The 15,978-nt window shown below is 68.4% G+C and carries 15 protein-coding genes; 6 read left to right on the top strand and 9 right to left on the bottom strand.

Features of this window, described 5'->3' with window-relative positions; all coding sequences use genetic code 11:
- Nucleotides 1–34: 34 nt before the first annotated feature.
- The 3 genes from AC0IYU_RS17525 to AC0IYU_RS17515 form a co-directional block, all read right to left on the bottom strand.
- Nucleotides 35–3,220, bottom strand: a complete 3,186-nt coding sequence (locus tag AC0IYU_RS17525; protein ID WP_472119385.1) for an efflux RND transporter permease subunit — start codon at nucleotides 3,218–3,220, stop codon at nucleotides 35–37.
- Nucleotides 3,217–4,437 carry an efflux RND transporter periplasmic adaptor subunit gene (locus AC0IYU_RS17520; RefSeq protein ID WP_435435878.1) on the bottom strand — a complete coding sequence of 407 codons (1,221 nt, stop codon included), beginning with the start codon at nucleotides 4,435–4,437 and terminating at the stop codon, nucleotides 3,217–3,219. The genes AC0IYU_RS17525 and AC0IYU_RS17520 overlap by 4 nt, the downstream gene beginning before the upstream one ends.
- 139 nt (nucleotides 4,438–4,576) lie before the next feature.
- Nucleotides 4,577–6,496, bottom strand: coding sequence for a potassium transporter Kup (locus tag AC0IYU_RS17515; protein WP_472119382.1), 1,920 nt, complete (start codon nucleotides 6,494–6,496; stop codon nucleotides 4,577–4,579).
- A 72-nt stretch (nucleotides 6,497–6,568) separates the two neighbouring features.
- On the opposite strand from AC0IYU_RS17515, the gene hpnC reads away from it, so the two are divergent.
- Genes hpnC through AC0IYU_RS17495 form a run of 4 tightly spaced genes read left to right on the top strand, consistent with a single transcriptional unit; the run spans nucleotide 6,569 to nucleotide 9,889 of the window.
- Complete coding sequence (gene hpnC / locus AC0IYU_RS17510) at nucleotides 6,569–7,483, top strand: squalene synthase HpnC (RefSeq protein ID WP_472119379.1); 915 nt, start codon at nucleotides 6,569–6,571, stop codon at nucleotides 7,481–7,483.
- Complete coding sequence (gene hpnD / locus AC0IYU_RS17505) at nucleotides 7,480–8,319, top strand: presqualene diphosphate synthase HpnD (RefSeq protein WP_472119376.1); 840 nt, start codon at nucleotides 7,480–7,482, stop codon at nucleotides 8,317–8,319. The genes hpnC and hpnD overlap by 4 nt, the downstream gene beginning before the upstream one ends.
- 2 nt (nucleotides 8,320–8,321) lie before the next feature.
- On the top strand, nucleotides 8,322–9,584 hold the full coding sequence (gene hpnE / locus AC0IYU_RS17500) for a hydroxysqualene dehydroxylase HpnE (protein ID WP_472119373.1): 1,263 nt from the start codon (nucleotides 8,322–8,324) through the stop codon (nucleotides 9,582–9,584).
- Nucleotides 9,581–9,889 (top strand): hypothetical protein, encoded by a 309-nt coding sequence (locus AC0IYU_RS17495; RefSeq protein WP_472119370.1) that lies wholly within the window; start codon nucleotides 9,581–9,583, stop codon nucleotides 9,887–9,889. Before hpnE ends, AC0IYU_RS17495 begins: the two co-directional genes overlap by 4 nt.
- Nucleotides 9,890–9,898: 9 nt before the next feature.
- On the opposite strand, the gene AC0IYU_RS17490 is transcribed toward AC0IYU_RS17495, so the two are convergent.
- The gene (locus AC0IYU_RS17490) at nucleotides 9,899–10,540 is read right to left on the bottom strand and encodes a LysE family translocator (protein WP_472119367.1); all 642 of its coding nucleotides are present in this window, start codon (nucleotides 10,538–10,540) and stop codon (nucleotides 9,899–9,901) included.
- Nucleotides 10,541–10,661: 121 nt separating this feature from the next.
- On the opposite strand from AC0IYU_RS17490, the gene AC0IYU_RS17485 reads away from it, so the two are divergent.
- Nucleotides 10,662–10,967: an NIPSNAP family protein gene (locus AC0IYU_RS17485; protein WP_435483591.1), complete on the top strand. Its 306-nt coding sequence runs from the start codon at nucleotides 10,662–10,664 to the stop codon at nucleotides 10,965–10,967.
- Nucleotides 10,968–10,970: 3 nt separating this feature from the next.
- Here the strand turns inward: AC0IYU_RS17485 and AC0IYU_RS17480 are convergent, their stop codons facing one another.
- Nucleotides 10,971–11,702, bottom strand: a complete 732-nt coding sequence (locus tag AC0IYU_RS17480) for an HAD family hydrolase (RefSeq protein WP_472119364.1) — start codon at nucleotides 11,700–11,702, stop codon at nucleotides 10,971–10,973.
- 15 nt (nucleotides 11,703–11,717) lie between these two features.
- Here AC0IYU_RS17480 and hemH point away from each other — a divergent pair, with 15 nt between their 5' ends.
- Nucleotides 11,718–12,749 (top strand): ferrochelatase, encoded by a 1,032-nt coding sequence (gene hemH, locus AC0IYU_RS17475; protein WP_472119362.1) that lies wholly within the window; start codon nucleotides 11,718–11,720, stop codon nucleotides 12,747–12,749.
- A 13-nt stretch (nucleotides 12,750–12,762) separates the two neighbouring features.
- On the opposite strand, the gene AC0IYU_RS17470 is transcribed toward hemH, so the two are convergent.
- The 4 genes from AC0IYU_RS17470 to AC0IYU_RS17455 all read right to left on the bottom strand — a co-directional run bounded on the left by AC0IYU_RS17470 (nucleotide 12,763) and on the right by AC0IYU_RS17455 (nucleotide 15,966).
- A complete protein-coding gene (locus tag AC0IYU_RS17470) occupies nucleotides 12,763–13,326 on the bottom strand; it encodes a thioredoxin family protein (RefSeq protein ID WP_472119684.1) in 564 nt (187 codons plus the stop codon).
- A gap of 131 nt (nucleotides 13,327–13,457) precedes the next feature.
- On the bottom strand, nucleotides 13,458–13,964 hold the full coding sequence (locus AC0IYU_RS17465) for a DUF1993 domain-containing protein (RefSeq protein WP_435483588.1): 507 nt from the start codon (nucleotides 13,962–13,964) through the stop codon (nucleotides 13,458–13,460).
- 53 nt (nucleotides 13,965–14,017) lie between these two features.
- The gene (locus AC0IYU_RS17460; RefSeq protein WP_472119360.1) at nucleotides 14,018–14,902 is read right to left on the bottom strand and encodes an alpha/beta fold hydrolase; all 885 of its coding nucleotides are present in this window, start codon (nucleotides 14,900–14,902) and stop codon (nucleotides 14,018–14,020) included.
- Nucleotides 14,899–15,966, bottom strand: coding sequence for a branched-chain amino acid ABC transporter permease (locus AC0IYU_RS17455; protein WP_472119357.1), 1,068 nt, complete (start codon nucleotides 15,964–15,966; stop codon nucleotides 14,899–14,901). The genes AC0IYU_RS17460 and AC0IYU_RS17455 overlap by 4 nt, the downstream gene beginning before the upstream one ends.
- Nucleotides 15,967–15,978: the final 12 nt, after the last annotated feature.

The following is a 15,978-nucleotide window of genomic DNA, read 5'->3' as shown; positions in this document are numbered from 1 at the left end:
AGACCATCCGCTTGAAATCGGTCAGCCTTCGATTTTAAACACTAATCGCAGCCCCATTCGGTGCCGGCGATGCCACCGGCTCGCCCGGCTCGCGCTTCACGCGGAATGCGGCGGCATACATCGCCGGCAAGGCCAGCAGCGTCAGCACCGTGGCCACGATCAGCCCTCCCATGATGGCCACCGCCATCGGTCCCCAGAACACGCTGCGCGACAGCGGAATCATGGCCAGCACCGCCGCCGCGGCCGTCAGCACGATCGGGCGCAGCCGCCGCACCGCCGACTCCACGATCGCGTCCCACGCCGGCACGCCCGCCGCGCGGTCGAGCTCGATCTGGTCGATCAGGATCACCGCGTTGCGCTGGATCATGCCCATCAGCGCGATCACGCCCAGGAGCGCGACGAAGCCGAAGGGGCGGTTCAACAGCAGCAGTGCACCTGCCACCCCGGCAATGCCCATCGGCCCGGTGATGAACACCAGCAGCGAACGGCTGAAGCTGTGCAGTTGCAGCATCAGCAGCGTGAACACCAGGAACAGCATGATCGGCACGCCCGCCACGATGGAGGCCGAGCCCTTGCTGCTTTCCTCCACCGCGCCCGCCACGTCGATGCGGTAGCCGCCCTGCCCGGCCGCCGCCCAGCCCGCTTCGAGTTCGCGCAGCTTCGGCAGCAGCTGGGCCGTGACGGTGGCGCCTTGCAGGCCCTCGATCACGTCGCCCTGCACGGTGATGGCGTAGTCGCGGTTCTCGCGCCACATCACGCCCGGCTCCCACGTGAACACGGGCTTGGCGATCTGCGTCAGCGGAATCGACCGGCCCGAGCTCGTCGGGATGTAGGCATTGCCGATGTCCGAGATGGCCTGGCGCTCGTCCGGCGCCTGGCGCAGCACGATGTCGATCAGCTGGTCGTTCTCCCGGTACTGGCCCACGGTGGTGCCGCTGAACATGGTCTTCGACGCCTGCGCGATGGCCTGGCTCGTCACGCCCAGCGCGCGCGCCTTGGCCTGGTCGATCTCCAGGCGGATGACCTTGACCGACTCGTTCCAGTTGTCGTTCACGCCGCGCATGTTGGCGTTGTCGCGCAGCACGGCCTTCACCTCGTCGGCATGGGTGCGCAGCTGCGCCGGATCGAGGCCGATCACGCGGAACTGCACCGGGTACGCCACCGGCGGCCCGTTGGGCAGCAGCTTGACGCGCCCGCGCACCTCGGGGAACTCCTGCGCCAGCATCTGCGGCAGCTTCAGGCGCAGGGTCTCGCGCACCTTCAGATCCTTGGCCAGCACGATGAGCTGCGACACATTGCTCTGCGGGAACACCTGGTCCAGCGGCAGGTAGAAGCGCGGCACGCCCGAGCCGATCCAGGTGCTGACCGTCTTCACGCCCTCTTCCTGCATGAAGCGCTGCTCCACGCGCCTGGCGACCTCTTCGTTGGCCGCGAACGAGGTGCCTTCCGGGAACCAGATGTCGACCAGGATTTCAGGCCGGCTCGAGTCCGGAAAGAACTGCTGCTGCACCTTGCCCATGCCGACGATGCCGAGCGCGAAGATCAGCACCGTGACGCCGATGGTCGTCCAGCGGTACTGCACGCACCAGTTCACCGCACGGCGAAACGCGTTGTAGAACGGCGAGTCGAACAGCTCGTGCGGCGGCGCGTTGGGGTCGTGCGCCTTCACTTTCAGCAGCAGCGTGCCGAGGTAGGGCACGAAGTACACCGACACGATCCACGACAGCACCAGCGCAATCACCGTCACCGCGAAGATCGCGAAGGTGTACTCGCCCGTCACCGACTTCGCCAGGCCGATCGGCAGGAAGCCGGCGGCCGTGATGAGCGTGCCCGTGAGCATCGGCTTGGCCGTCACGTCGTAGGCGTAGGTGGCCGCGCGCACCTTGTCGTAGCCCTCTTCCATCTTGCGCACCATCATCTCGACCGCAATGATCGCGTCGTCCACCAGCAGGCCGAGCGCGATGATGAGCGAGCCCAGCGATATCTTGTGCAGCCCGATGCCGAAGTAGTTCATGGCCAGGAAGGTCACGGCCAGCACCAGCGGGATGGTGATGGCCACCACCAGCCCCGGGCGCACGTCGATGTACCAGCCGAAGCGCCCGCCCTTGTGCAGGCCCAGCGCGATGATGCTCACCGCCAGCACGATGGCCACGGCCTCGATCAGCACGCCGACGAATTCATTGACCGAGCTGGCCACCGACACCGGCTGGTCCTGCACCTGCGCCAGCTTCACGCCGGCCGGCAGTCGCTGGTCGATGGTGGCGGTGGTGGCCCGCAGCGCCTTGCCCAGCGCGATGATGTCGCCGCCCTTGGCCATCGACACGCCCAGCGCAATCACTTCCTTTCCCTGGTGGTGCACCTTCACGGCCGGCGGATCGACGTAGCCGCGGCGAATGTCCGCGATGTCGCCCAGCTTCAGCTGGTTGCCCGAGCTGCCGCGAATGGGCATGTCGCGCAGCTGGTCGACGCTGGTGAACTGGCCCGCCACGCGCACCTGCACCACGTCCTGCGGCGACTGGATGGTGCCCGCGCTTTCGATCGCGTTCTGCGAACCCAGCTGCGACAGCACCGCGTTGAAGTCGAGCCCCAGCTGCGCCAGGCGCTTCTGCGAGATCTCGATGTAGACCTTCTCGTCCTGCACGCCGAACTGGTCGACCTTGGCCACGTCCTTCACGCGCAGCAGCTGCTGGCGCACGTCGTCGGCCAGCGTCTTGAGCTCGGCGTAGCTGAAGCCTTCGCTCTCCAGCGCGTAGATCACGCCGTAGACATCGCCGAAGTCGTCGTTGAAGAAGGGCCCCTGCACGCCGGCGGGCAAGGTGGCGCGCATGTCGCCGATCTTCTTGCGCACCGTGTACCAGACGTTGGCCACCTCGGCGGACTTCGACGAGTCCTTGATGTTGAAGATGATCTGCGACTCGCCGGGCTTCGAGTAGCTGCGGATCTTGTCGGCGTACGGCGCCTCCTGCAGCGTGCGCTCGATCTTGTCGGTGACCTGCTCGGCCACCTGCTGCGCGGTGGCGCCGGGCCAGTAGGTGCGCACCACCATCGCACGGAAGGTGAAGGGCGGGTCCTCGTCCTGGCCGAGCTGGAAGTACGCGAACGCACCCAGCACCATCAGCACCACCATCAGGTAGCGCGTGAGCGGCGCGTGGTCCAGCGCCCATTTGGAGAGGTTGAAGCCGGCGGGCTTGTCGTGGGAGTCTGCTGCGCCGCCGCTCATTTGGCGGCACCCGTTGTGCCAGGAGCGATCTCCTTGTTCGTCGCGGCGACGGCAGCCACGGGCTGCGCCGACGCCTTCGCGCCGGCGATTGCGGCGGCATTGGCGGCGGCCGCGGCCGCCTCCTTCGACTGGTAGATGGTGACCTTCTGACCCGGCGACAGCACGTGCACGCCGGCGGCCACGACCATCATGCCGGGCGCGATGCCCGAGGCGATGACGGCCTCATTGCCGTCGGCGGTGGCCACCTGCACCGGCTGCGAACGCACCGTCATGGTCGACTTGTCGAGCACCCACACCGCAGAGCCCTTGCCTTCCTGGCGCAGTGCGCTGGTCGGCAGCTTCATCACCGCGGTGCTGGCGTGGGCCAGCGCCTGTGGACGCGCGTAGACCGTGGCGCCCAGCGGCGGCGAGGTGGCCGCGTCGATGGCGACCTTGACCGAGTACGTGCGCGTGACCGCGTCGGCGCTCGCCGCCACCTCGCGCACCTGGCCCTGCAGCTCGCTGCCGCCCGACCAGCCGCGCACCGTGACCGGCGTGCCGGTCTTGATGAGCGTGGCGCGGTCTTCCGGCACCGCGAACACCACGTCGCGCGCGCCGTCCTGGGCGATGCGCACCACCGGCGTGCCGGCCTGCACGACCTGCCCGGGCTCGGCCTCGATGGCGGTGATGACGCCGGCCACATCGGCCACCAGCGTCGTGTAGGCGGCCTGGTTGCCCTGCGAGGCGAGCTGCGCCTGTGCCTGTTCGAGCTGGGCCTGCGCGGCCTTCCAGGTGGTTTCGCGGCGCTCCAGCTCGGCACCGCTGATGAAGTTCTGCTGGCGCAGTTCGGCGTAGCGCTTCAGGTCGGCCGCGGCCAGGTCGCGATTGGTCAGCGCGGCGGCCTGCTGGGCGCGGGCGGCGTCGGCGGCCAGCTTGTAGTCCTGCGGATCGAGCTGGGCCAGCACCTGGCCGGCCTGCACGCGCTGGCCGAGTTCGGCCTGGCGCCGGGTGATCTTGCCCGCCACCCGAAAGCCCAGGCGCGACTCGACGCGCGCGCGCACCTCGGCCGAAAACTCGGGCTGGGCGTCGAAGTCGCTCGTGCCCACGGTCACGAACTTGACCGCGCGAACAGGCTCCTCGGCGACGGGTTTCGGCGAACAGCCGGCCAGGAAGATGGCGGGAAGCAGCAGCCAGGCGGCACTGCGGGCACGAGAAGAAAGGACGGCGGAGGCGGTCATGAGACACCCTAGGAAGAACGAACCGGGTCATTACTGACCCACTGGTTAGTAATCTAGGGTAAACGTTAAATACTGTCAATGACTCGCCAGTCACTACCGACCGATGGCGCACCGACAGCCCGCCTGCCGCCCGCTCCCGCTAGGTGCGCTGACCCATCTCCACCAGCCGGTTGTCGGGCAGCTCGAAGTAGTCCGACGCCCGGCCCGCATTGCGCTGCAGCCAGCCGAACAAGGCGCGCCGAATGGGGTTCAGGCCCGGCAGGTTCTCCTCGCCCACCGAGGCGCGCGAGACGAAGTACGAGGTCTTCATCGAGTCGATGGCCAGCGTCTTCTGGTACGCCAGGATGCGGATGAACTCCGGCACGTCGGGCCGCTCCATGAACCCATGGCGCGCGGTGACCACCCAGATGCCGTCCATCAGCTGTTCGGCCTCGATGCGGTTGCGCGCGTCCACGCGCGGCGTGTCGCAGGGCAGCACGCGCAGCACGATCACCTGCTCGTGCAGCACCTGGTTGTGCTTGAGGTTGTGCAGCAGCGCATGCGGCACCGCGGTGGCGTCGGGGTTCAGGAACACTGCCGTGCCGCTCACCCGGTGCGGCATGTGCAGCGCCAGCGATTCGATGAACGGGCGCAGCGGCAGGCTTTCGGCCGCAGCCGCCTCCAGCCCCAGCCGGCGGCCCTTGGCCCAGGTGGTGAAGAGCACCATCACCCCGGTGGCCACGGCCAGCGTGAGCCAGCCGCCTTCGGCGATCTTCAGGCTGTTGGCCACCACGAAGGTCAGGTCGACCACCGCGAAGGCCGCCACGCCGACCACCACGGCCACCCTGTTCCAGCGCCACAGGCCCCAGGCGACGATGCCTGCCAGCAGCGTGGTCGTCACCATCGTGATCGACACCGCGATGCCGTACGCCGCCGACAGCGCGCCCGAGCTGCGAAAGCCCAGCACCAGCAGCAGCACCCCCACCATCAGCAGCCAGTTGACCGCCGGCACATAGATCTGTCCGATGGCCGTGCCCGAGGTCTGGATCACCCGCATGCGCGGCAGGTAGCCCATGCGCATGGCGTGCGCAGTGAGCGAGAAGGCACCCGAAATCACCGCCTGCGAGGCGATCACCGTCGCCATGGCGGCCAGCACCACCATCGGCAGCACACCCCACGACGGAAAGAGCCGGAAGAACGGGTTGTCGATGGCGGCGGGGTTGCCCAGCACCAGCGCGCCCTGGCCGAAGTAATTCAGCACCAGGCCTGGCAGCGCGATGAAGATCCACGCCTGGCGGATCGGCCGCGCACCGAAGTGCCCCATGTCGGCATACAGCGCCTCGCCGCCCGTGAAAGCCAGGAACACCGCGCCCAGCACCGCGAGCGACTGCGCCCGGTGCTCGAACAGAAAGCGCACGGCATGGCGCGGGTCGAGCGCCGCCAGCACCTGCGGCTGCTGCAGTATTTGCCACAGCCCGGCCGCCGCGAGCACCAGGAACCACAACAGCATGATCGGCCCGAACACCTTGCCGACCACGCCCGTGCCCTTCTTCTGCACCGCGAACAGCGCAATCAAGATGACCACGGTGATCGGCAGCACCGCGCGCTGCAGCACGGGCGCCTGCACTTCCAGGCCTTCCACCGCCGACAGCACCGAGATGGCCGGCGTGATCAGGCTGTCGCCGTAGAACATGGCCGCGCCCACGAGGCCCAGCATGCCGATCACGTTCCATACCCAGGGCTTGGTCTTCGGGCCGGCCACGGCGCTGCGGGCCAGGGCCTGCAGCGCCAGGATGCCGCCTTCGCCGTCGTGGTCGGCGCGCAGCACGAACACCACGTACTTCAGCGTCACCACGAACATCAGCCCCCAGAAGATCAGCGACAGCAGCCCCAGCACCGAGTCGGGCGAGAACGGGATGCCGTGCTCCGGGTTCATCGTCTCCTTGAAGGCGTAGAGCGGCGAGGTGCCGATGTCGCCGAACACGACGCCGAGCGCCGCGATCATGAGCGTGGGACCCGCCGGATGCGCCTCGCCGTGCGCAGAAACCTGGGGCCCGGAAGCCGGAGCGGATGCTTTCATGAAGCGGAAGTTCAAAGTGGCGACGCTGCGAGCATAGTGCCGGGTCATGGCGCCGTGGCGGACAATCGTCGCGTGTCCGCCACTCCCCACCTTGCCGCCCCACCGGCGCACTACGAGAACTTTCCGGTCGCGTCGTGGCTGTGCCCCCCGCACCTGCGAGCGCCCGTTGCCGCCATCTACCACTTCGCACGCACCGCCGACGACATCGCCGACGAAGGCAACGCCTCGCCCGGCGAGCGCCTGGCGGAACTGCGCGCCTACCGCGAAGAGCTCGCCGCCGCCGCGCAAGGCGAGGTGCTTGCCTCGTCGCGCTGGCCGCAGGTGTTCGGCCCGCTCGTGCACAGCATCGCCCGGCACGGCCTGCCCGAGGCGCTGCTCGCCGACCTGCTGAGCGCGTTCATGCAGGACATCGAGAAAACCCGCGACCGCGGCAGCTACGCCGACCGGGCCGAGCTGCTCGACTACTGCCGCCGCTCCGCCAACCCCGTCGGCCGGCTGCTGCTGCATCTGTACGGCGTGCACGATGCGCACGCGCTTGCGCAGAGCGACGCCATCTGCAGCGCACTGCAGCTCGTCAACTTCTGGCAGGACCCGAGCGTCGACCTGCCGCGCGGGCGCTTCTACTTTCCCCTGACCGACTGCACCCGGCGCGGCCTGACACCCGAAAATTTCAAGGTATTTGCGCCGCTGACCCGCGCCGAACCTCCGCAGGAAGCTATTAATTTGATAGCAGTGGTGTCGCACTGGGCGCGCGAGCTCATGACCGAAGGCGCCCCCCTCGTGCACCGCCTGCCGGGCCGCATGGGCTGGGAGCTGCGCTTTGTCGTGCAGGGCGGCCTGCGCATCCTCGACAAGATCGAGGACCTGGGCTTCGACACCTTCTCGCAGCGCCCCACCATCGGCAAGCTCGATGCGCCCGTGCTGCTCTGGAACGCACTGCGGATGCGGAGACAATGGCGGCCCATGAAAGCAGCGCCTCCCCGATGAATCCCGAGCAATACGTGCAAGACAAGGCCGCCGCTTCGGGCAGCAGTTTCTATTACGCCTTCCTGTTTCTTCCCAAGCCCCGGCGCGCCGCGATCACGGCGTTCTATGCCTTCTGCCGCGAGGTCGACGACGTGGTCGACGAGGTCACCGATCCCGGCGTGGCCGCCACCAAGCTCGCCTGGTGGCGCACCGAGGTCGCCCAGGCCTTCGCCGGCACGCCGCACCATCCGGTGATGCAGGCCCTGATGCCGCACGTCGCGGCCTACGGCATCGAGGCGCGGCAGCTGCACGAGGTGATCGACGGCTGCCAGATGGACCTGGACCAGACCCGCTACCTCGACTTTCCCGGCCTTGCGCGCTACTGCCACCTGGTGGCCGGCGTGGTGGGCGAAGTCGCGGCGCGCATCTTCGGCCAGACCGATCCGCAGACCACCGCCTACGCCCACAAGCTGGGCTTGGCGCTGCAGCTCACGAACATCCTGCGCGACGTGGGCGAGGACGCCCTTCGCGGCCGCATCTACCTGCCGGTGAACGAACTGCAGAAGTTCGACGTGAAGGCGCATGAGATCCTGAACCGCGTGCACTCCGAACGCTTCGTCGCGCTGATGAAGTTCCAGGCCGAGCGCGCCCACGCGGCCTACGACGAAGCCCTGTCGATGCTCCCGCTGGCCGACCGCAGCGCGCAGAAGCCGGGCCTGATGATGGCCAGCATCTACCGCACGCTGCTGCGCGAGATCGAGCACGACGACTTCCAGGTGCTGAACCAGCGCGTGAGCCTGACGCCGGTGCGCAAGTTGTGGCTGGCGTGGAAGGTTCAGGCGCTGGGGCGCATCTGAGCTTGAAAAAGACGACGGCCGTCATCGGCGCCGGCTGGGCCGGCCTCGCCTGCGCCGTCGAGGCCACGCGCCTGGGCCATGCCGTGACGCTGTTCGAAGCCGCGCCGATGCCAGGCGGGCGCGCGCGCCGCGTCGACCACATGCACGGCATGGCGCTCGACAACGGCCAGCACATCCTCATCGGCGCGTACACCGCCACGCTCAAGCTGATGCGCGACGTCGGCGTCGATGTCGACCAGGCGCTGCTGCGCCTGCCGCTCTCGCTGCGCTTTGCCGACGGCGGCGGGCTCAAGCTGCCTCGATTGCCCGCGCCGCTCGACCTGCTGGTGGGCATATTCACAGCGCGCGGCTGGGCCTGGCGCGACAAGTCTTCGCTGCTGCGCACGGCAGTCCGCTGGCGGCTTGCCGGCTTCCGCTGCGCCGCGCACACCACGGTCGCCGACCTGTGCGCCGGTCTCACGCCGCGCGTGATGCAGGAGCTGATCGAGCCGCTGTGCGTGTCGGCGCTCAATACGCCCGTGGGGCAGTCGAGCGGCGAAGTGTTCCTGCGCGTGCTGAAAGACGCGCTCTTCAGCGGCAGCGGTGGCGCCGACCTGCTGTTGCCGCGTGCCGACCTGGGCGCCCTGTTGCCCGATGCGGCGATTCGATGGTTGACGGCGCAAGGCGCGGCCGTGCGCATCGGTCACCGCGTGCGCGAGATCACGCCCGAAGCGGGCCTTTGGCGCGTTGACGAGGAAGTCTTCGACCAGGTCGTGCTGGCCTGCGCGCCGTGGGACGCCGGGCGGCTGGTCCGCGCTTCAGGCCTGCCGGCCGACGCATGGTGCGCCACCACCGAGGCCCTGCGCTTCGAAGCCATCGCCACGGTCTACGTGCGCGGGGCTTCGCCGCTCGCCGAACCCATGCTCGCGCTGCGCAGCAATCCGGCCACGGCGCCCGCGCAATTTGCCTTCGACAAGGGCCAGCTCGGCGGCCTGCACGGCGTGCTCGCCATGGTCGTCAGCGCCAACGAAACATCGCGCGAATTGCTGGAAGAACAGGTGATCGCACAAGCCGCCGCGCAACTGGGCCAGGCCAACCTGCAGCTCGTGCAGACCGTCGTCGAGAAGCGCGCCACCTTCGCCTGCACGCCCGCGCTCGCCCGCCCCCCTTCGACCATTGCGCCGGGCCTTCGCGCCTGCGGCGACTACATCGACGGCCCCTACCCCGCCACGCTCGAAGGCGCGGTGCTCAGCGGGCTGGCCGCCGCCAAGGCATTGATTTCATGACGACCGAACTGCGCTACCTCGATTTCGACTACAGCGAAGACACCGAAGGCCACGGCACCTTCGACGCGATGGCGTCGACCCCGCCACACAAGACGCCCGAGGTGCGGGCCGAGATCGCGCGGGTGCTGGCCTGGGCCGAGGCCACCTTCCCCGGTGCGCGCGGACCCCTCGAAGAAGGCGCGATGTGGGACTGCGACCTGCAGGAAACGCACGAAGACGAGCCGCGCTTCGACACCCTCACCTTCTCGCTGGGCGGCACCGAAGATTTCTGCGCGGCATTGCGCGAACAGTTCGCGCTCGACTGAAGAAAGCGCTCAGGCCGTCTTGTTGCGCAGGCGCAGCAGGCTCAGCCCCAACAGCACGAACGCACCGCCCGACACCTTGTTGAACAGCCGCGTGCGTCGCGGGTCCGACAGCTCCTTGCGCAGCAGGCGCGCCAGCAGCACGTAGAACGCATGCGACAGCACCGAAGCCGCGGCGAAGGTGGCCGTCAGCACGGCGAACTGCATGGCGAGCGGCGCGTCCTGCGTCAGGAACTGCGGGAACAGCGCCGAGAAGAAAAGAATGCCCTTGGGGTTGGTCAGCGCCACCGTCAGGCCATGGCCGAACAGCCGCCAGCTCGAACGCGGCGAGCCTGCGGTGGGCGAGCCCTGCAGGTCGGCGAAAACGCTACCCCTGCTGCGCCACTGCTTGATGCCCAGGTAGATCAGGTAGGCCGCGCCGGCCAGCTTCAGCACCATGAAGGCATGGGCAGAGGTAGCGAGCACCACACCCAGCCCGGCCATGGCGGCGGCGGACACCATGAACAACCCCATCGCGTTGCCTAGCGAACTGATCATGGCGCGGCGCGGGCCCACGGACATCGAGTTCGAAACGGCAAGCAGCACCGCGGGGCCGGGCGTGAAGGCGACGAGCAAGGTCACGCCGCAGAAGAGGAGCCAGTTGGAGAAGTGCACTTGGGGGTTTCCTGCGCGCCGCGGGGCCGCGACAGCTTGAAATGGGTGGGGCTGAAACTATAGTCAGGCCCGCGGATCGCCGCAGCCACCCCTCTCGATAACCCCCACGCCGAAACACCCCATGGTCACCTGCTACCTGCGCTACATCGTCGACGCCTACAAGCTCAAGGAATTCGAGCACTACGGCAAGCTGTGGATTCCACTGGTCGAGAAGTTCGGCGGCCAGCACCACGGCTACTTCCTGCCGTCGGAAGGCGTCAACAACGTCGCGCTGGCGATGTTCACCTTCCCGAGCCTGGCGGCCTACGAAAAGTACCGCGCCGACTCGATGCAGGACGCCGACTGCCAGGCCGCGTTCAAGTACGCGGAAGAAACCCGCTGCATCGTCAGCTACGAGCGCAGCTTCTTCCGCCCGGTCTTCAACTGAGGCTCAGGCGCCCAGCGCCACGCACAGCGCGTGCAGATTGGGCACGATCAGCTGTGGCCGCGCGTCGTGCGTCCACGGCCGCTCGTCGCGCACCAGCCATGCGGTCTGCATGCCGGCGTTGAGCGCGCCGACCACGTCGAGCTCCGCGTCGTCGCCCACGTGCAGCACGTCCTTGGGCAGCAGGCCGACCGAGGCCGCCGCCGCACGGAAGATCGGCGCATGCGGCTTGCCGCTGCCGAACGCCCGCGCATTGAAGGCGGTGCGAAACCACCGGCCCACACCGGTCTTGTGGATGTCGGCATTGCCGTTGGACACCGCCACCAGCGGATAGCGCTCGCTGAGCCACTTCAGCGCCGGCAGCGCGTCGTCGTACAGCGTGACGCGCTGGCGCTCCGCGAAGAAGGCGTCGAAGGCCGGGTCGGCCAGCGCCGGGTCTTCGCCCGCGCGACGCAGCGCGGTGCGTATCGATTCGCGGCGCAGCGCGCTCAGGTCGTGCGCCAGGTCGGAGCGCTCCTTGGCGGTGGCCTCGCGCAGTTCGCGCAGGATGCCGGGGGTCAGCAGCAGCGAAGCGGTCTTGGGTGCTTCGCGCAGCAGCCACGCTTGCAGCACGGCTTCGGCGCGTTCGATGGTCGGCCAGATCGGCCAGAGGGTGTCGTCGAGGTCCAGCGAGATCGCGCTGATGCGTTTCACATCGAGGGGCACAAAGCCCGACGGTGCCGAGGGAGCGGAGGTCATGCCCGAGAATAGCGCATGCCTCCAACCACCGAGACCGCTCCGTCGAGCAACCCGCGCACCGCCGTGCTCTGGTGCAACCTGGGTTCGCCCGACGCTCCCACCGCCGCCGCCGTGCGCCCCTACCTGGCGGACTTTCTGGGCGACCCGCGCGTGGTCGAGATCCCCAGGGCCATCTGGGCGCTGATATTGCACGGCATCATCCTGCGCGTGCGGCCGGCCAAGTCGGCCGCCAAGTACGCCAGCATCTGGATGCCCGAGGGCTCGCCGCTCAAGGTGTTCACGCAGAAGCAGGCCACGCTGCTGGCGGGCTGGCTCGGCGAACGCGGCCACCGCGTGGCGGTGCGCGACGCCATGCGCTACGCCAACCCGTCGATCGCCTCGCGGCTGGACGCGCTGCAGGCCGAAGGCGTCACCCGCGTGCTGGTGCTGCAGGCCTACCCGCAGTATTCGGCCACCACCACGGCCAGCGTGATCGACGCGGTGAACGACTGGACCCGCAAGCAGCGCCGCCTGCCCGAGTTCCGCTTCGTCAACGAATTCCACGACGACCCCGGCTACATCGACGCGCTGGCCCAGGGCATCGAGCGGCACTGGAAGACCGAAGGCCGCGGCGAGGTGCTGCTGATGAGCTTCCACGGCATTCCTGCGCGCAACATCGCGCTGGGCGACCCGTACCAGTCGCAGTGCCTGGAAACCGCGCGCCTGCTGGTGGCACGGCTGGGTCTTTCACCGGCGCAGTACCGCGTGACCTTCCAGTCGCGCTTCGGCCGCGCCAAGTGGCTGGAGCCCTACACCGAGCCCACGCTGCGCGAACTCGGCGCTTCGGGCGTGAAGCGCGTCGACGTGGTGTGCCCCGGCTTTCCGGCCGACTGCCTCGAGACGCTGGAAGAAATTGCCATGGAAGGCCGCGAGGCCTTCATGCACGCCGGCGGCCAGGCCTTCAGCTACATCCCCTGCCTCAACGACAGCCCGGCATGGATCACCGCGCTGGCCAACATCGCCGAACGCAACCTGGCGGGCTGGCCCACACAGGCAGTGCAGCGATAGATAGCCTGCGCGTTCAGCCTGCCGCCTTGCGCGCCAGCAGCGCCTCGATCGCGGCCTCCATCTCGGCGTACTCGCCTTCGCCGAAATGCTGCCGCATCACCTGCCCCTTGCTGTCGACCAGGTAGAAGGCCGGCCAGTACTGGTTGTCGTAGGCCTTCCAGGTGACGAAGCCGTTGTCCTGCGCCACCGGGTAGCGGATGTGGAAGCGCTCGATGGCGTCCTGCACATTGCGCGTGAGTTTCTCGTAGGCGAACTCGGGCGAATGCACGCCCACCACGGTGAAGCCCCGGTCCTTGTACGTCTCGTACCAGCGCACCACGTGCGGCAGCGTGCGAATGCAGTTGATGCACGAGTAGGTCCAGAAATCGACCAGCACCACCTGCCCGGCCAGGCCCTTCAGCGTGAGCGGCTCCGAGTTGAGCCACTTGTCGATGCCCGCGAATTCGGGGGCTTTGCCGTAGTCCCGCAGGCCCGGCGACGCGGCGAATGCACTGCGGACCGGCCAGCCGCCGCCCGCCGCCGCCACGAGTGCGGACGACCCGGCGGCGAGCCCCGAGAACGCCCTTCTGGACAACATCTTCATGATCGCAACCCCCGTTCGTGTCAGACCGACAGCGGTCAGGCGCGATTGTTGGCGGCGCACGCCGGGCGTGCGCATGTGTCACGGCAATTTGAAACCTGTCACGGCGCCGTGAAGGCGCGCGCGCTTCAGAACTTGCCCAGGTAGTCCAGCTTGCCGATCGGCATGCCCTTGTGGCGCAGCACGTCGTAGGCCGTCGTCACATGGAAGAAGAAGTTCGGCAGCGCGAACTGCAGCAGGTAGCGTTGCGCGGTGAAATGCGCCTCGCCACCGCCGGCCTTGATGACCACGTCGTGTTCTTCCTGGCCGTCGACCTGCGCGCGCTCCACGGACGCCAGGAAGGCTTGCGTCTTCGCGATGCGCGCCAGCAGGTCGTCCCAGGTCTTTTCCTCGTCGGGGAAGCTCGGCGCGGTGATGCCGGCGATGCGGGCCACGCCGAGCTTGGAGGCGTCGCTCGCACGCTGGACCTGGCCGGCCAGCGTGAGCATGTCGGGTGCCAGGCGGGCCTCGACCAGCGTCGCCGGGTCGATGCCATGGGCCTTGGCGTGCGCCAGGCTCTTGTCGAGCAGGTGGGTGAGTTGTCCGAGTCCGCGGGTGAAGACGGGCACGGACAGGTCGTACATCGAGAGTGCCATGGTGGTCGAGGCCTTGTGGTGGTGATCGGCGGCGATTGTGCTGCCGCCGCGCCTCAGGCGCCCGCCGCGCGGATAAACCCTTCGACCGGCAAGAGTTGCTCCGGCACGTTCAGCGCGGGCGCGTGGCCGCAGGCAGGCACTTCGATCACCTCCAGCCTGCCCGCGGCGCCGGGGCCGCGTAGGCGCATCCGTTCGAGCACCTCGGGCAGCACCAGGTCGGACTCGGCCCCGCGCAGGCACAGCACCGGCACCTCGATGGCGTCGTAGTGCGGCCAGATCAGGTAGTCGTTGTCGTGCGCGCTGAACTGGCGGACCATGGCCGGGTCGTAGTGCGGCGTGACACGGCCGTCGGCCAGGCGCCGCGTGGAGCTTTCGGTCAGGCGGCGCCATTGCGCATCGCTCAGCCAGCCGTAGGGCTTGTAGACCATGCGAAAGAACGCCTCCAGCTCGGCCACCGTGTCGAACGCGGGCGGCTGGCCTGCATAGGCGCGGATGCGCTCGATGGCGGCCTGCGCGAGTTCGGGCGCGTTGTCGTTGAGCACCAGGCTCGCGATGCGCGCCTTCATGCGCGGCTCCAACAGCCCCGAGGCGCAGACGGTGCCGATGGCGCCGCCCATCGAGGTGCCGACCCAGTGCACGCGCTCCAGCTGCAGTTCGTCGCACAGCGCGTTGGCGATGCGCGCGTAGAACGCGAGCGTGTATTCCTCGTCCGGCAGCGGGCTCCACTGGCTGAGCCCCCGCCCGAGGGTGTCGGGGCAGATCACGCGAAAGCCGCGCGCGGCGAAGTGCTGTGCCAGCTCGTCCATGTCGCGCCCGGTGCGCGCCAGGCCGTGCCAGGCGATGACCACCGGGGCGTCGGCGGCGCCCCATTCGAGCCAATGGATCTCGCGGCCCACCAGTTGCGCATAGCGCGACGTGGGAATGAGGTGGTCGCTCATCGCGCAGCCCTTGCTCGGAGTTTGCCGACGATGCCCGTCGGAAAGTAATAGACGGACAGCACGAACAGCACGCCCAGCCACAGCAGCCAGCGGTCGGGCGACAGCAGCGCGGCCAGCCATGGCAGGCCGCTCGCGGCCTCGCTGCCCACGCGCAGCAGATCCTGCAGGTAGCTCTGCGCAATGACGAACAGCACCGCGCCGATGGCCGCGCCGTAGATGGTGCCCATGCCGCCGATCACCACGATGAGCAGCACGTCGATCATGATCTCGAAGCTCAGCGAGGTGTCGGGGCCGTTGTAGCGCAGCCAGATGGCCAGCATGGCGCCGGCCAGCGTGGCGAACAGCGCGGACAGCACGGCCGCCGTGGTGCGGTACACCACCACGCGGTAGCCGATGGCCTCGGCGCGGAACTCGTTCTCGCGGATGGCCTGCAGCACCCGCCCGAACGGCGAGTTCACGATGCGCAGCAGCGCGAGCACCAGCACCACCGCCGCCACGAACAGCAGGTAGTAGCACAGCAGCCGGCCGTCGAGCGACACGCCCAGGAACGGGTCTTCCGAGAACTCGAAGCTCGGCGAGATCAGCTCGGGCATCTTGAAGGTCAGGCCGTCTTCGCCGCCGGTGAAGTCCGACAGCTGCGAGGCCAGCGTCTGGAACGCCGAGGCCACGGCCAGCGTGATCATCGCGAAGAAGATCGCGCGCACCCGCAGCGAGAACAGCCCGATGGCGAACGACAGCACCAGCGAGACCGCCAGCGACGCGCCCAGCCCCACCAGCACCGCGCCCCAGTTGGGCCCCAGCCGCGACGCCGCGATGGCGATGCCGTACGCGCCAATGCCGAAGAACATCGTGTGCGCGAAGCTCACGATGCCGGTGTAGCCCAGCAGCAGGTCGAAGCTGGCCACCAGCACCACGAACACCAGGATCTTGGCCGCGACGCTCAGCGCCTTCACGCCCGGGAAGATGAACGGCGCGAACGCCAGCGCGATGAACAGCACCACCAGCAGCAGCGCCAGCAGGCGGCTGCGCGGCATGTCGTTGGAGAGAAGTCGTTTCAGGAACATGACGGCTTTCTC

Source organism: Variovorax sp. AC103 (assembly GCF_979254005.1).
This window is presented reverse-complemented; position numbering and strand designations above follow the sequence as displayed.

Excerpts from the sequence above, each read along its gene's own strand:
- AC0IYU_RS17525 (WP_472119385.1), bottom strand. The coding sequence starts at position 3,220 with ATGAGCGGCGGCGCAGCAGACTCCCACGACAAGCCCGCCGGCTTCAAC.
- AC0IYU_RS17520 (WP_435435878.1), bottom strand. The coding sequence starts at position 4,437 with ATGACCGCCTCCGCCGTCCTTTCTTCTCGTGCCCGCAGTGCCGCCTGG.
- AC0IYU_RS17515 (WP_472119382.1), bottom strand. The coding sequence starts at position 6,496 with ATGAAAGCATCCGCTCCGGCTTCCGGGCCCCAGGTTTCTGCGCACGGC.
- hpnD (WP_472119376.1), top strand. The coding sequence starts at position 7,480 with ATGAATCCCGAGCAATACGTGCAAGACAAGGCCGCCGCTTCGGGCAGC.
- AC0IYU_RS17495 (WP_472119370.1), top strand. The coding sequence starts at position 9,581 with ATGACGACCGAACTGCGCTACCTCGATTTCGACTACAGCGAAGACACC.
- AC0IYU_RS17485 (WP_435483591.1), top strand. The coding sequence starts at position 10,662 with ATGGTCACCTGCTACCTGCGCTACATCGTCGACGCCTACAAGCTCAAG.
- AC0IYU_RS17480 (WP_472119364.1), bottom strand. The coding sequence starts at position 11,702 with ATGACCTCCGCTCCCTCGGCACCGTCGGGCTTTGTGCCCCTCGATGTG.
- hemH (WP_472119362.1), top strand. The coding sequence starts at position 11,718 with ATGCCTCCAACCACCGAGACCGCTCCGTCGAGCAACCCGCGCACCGCC.
- AC0IYU_RS17470 (WP_472119684.1), bottom strand. The coding sequence starts at position 13,326 with ATGTTGTCCAGAAGGGCGTTCTCGGGGCTCGCCGCCGGGTCGTCCGCA.
- AC0IYU_RS17465 (WP_435483588.1), bottom strand. The coding sequence starts at position 13,964 with ATGGCACTCTCGATGTACGACCTGTCCGTGCCCGTCTTCACCCGCGGA.
- AC0IYU_RS17460 (WP_472119360.1), bottom strand. The coding sequence starts at position 14,902 with ATGAGCGACCACCTCATTCCCACGTCGCGCTATGCGCAACTGGTGGGC.
- AC0IYU_RS17455 (WP_472119357.1), bottom strand. The coding sequence starts at position 15,966 with ATGTTCCTGAAACGACTTCTCTCCAACGACATGCCGCGCAGCCGCCTG.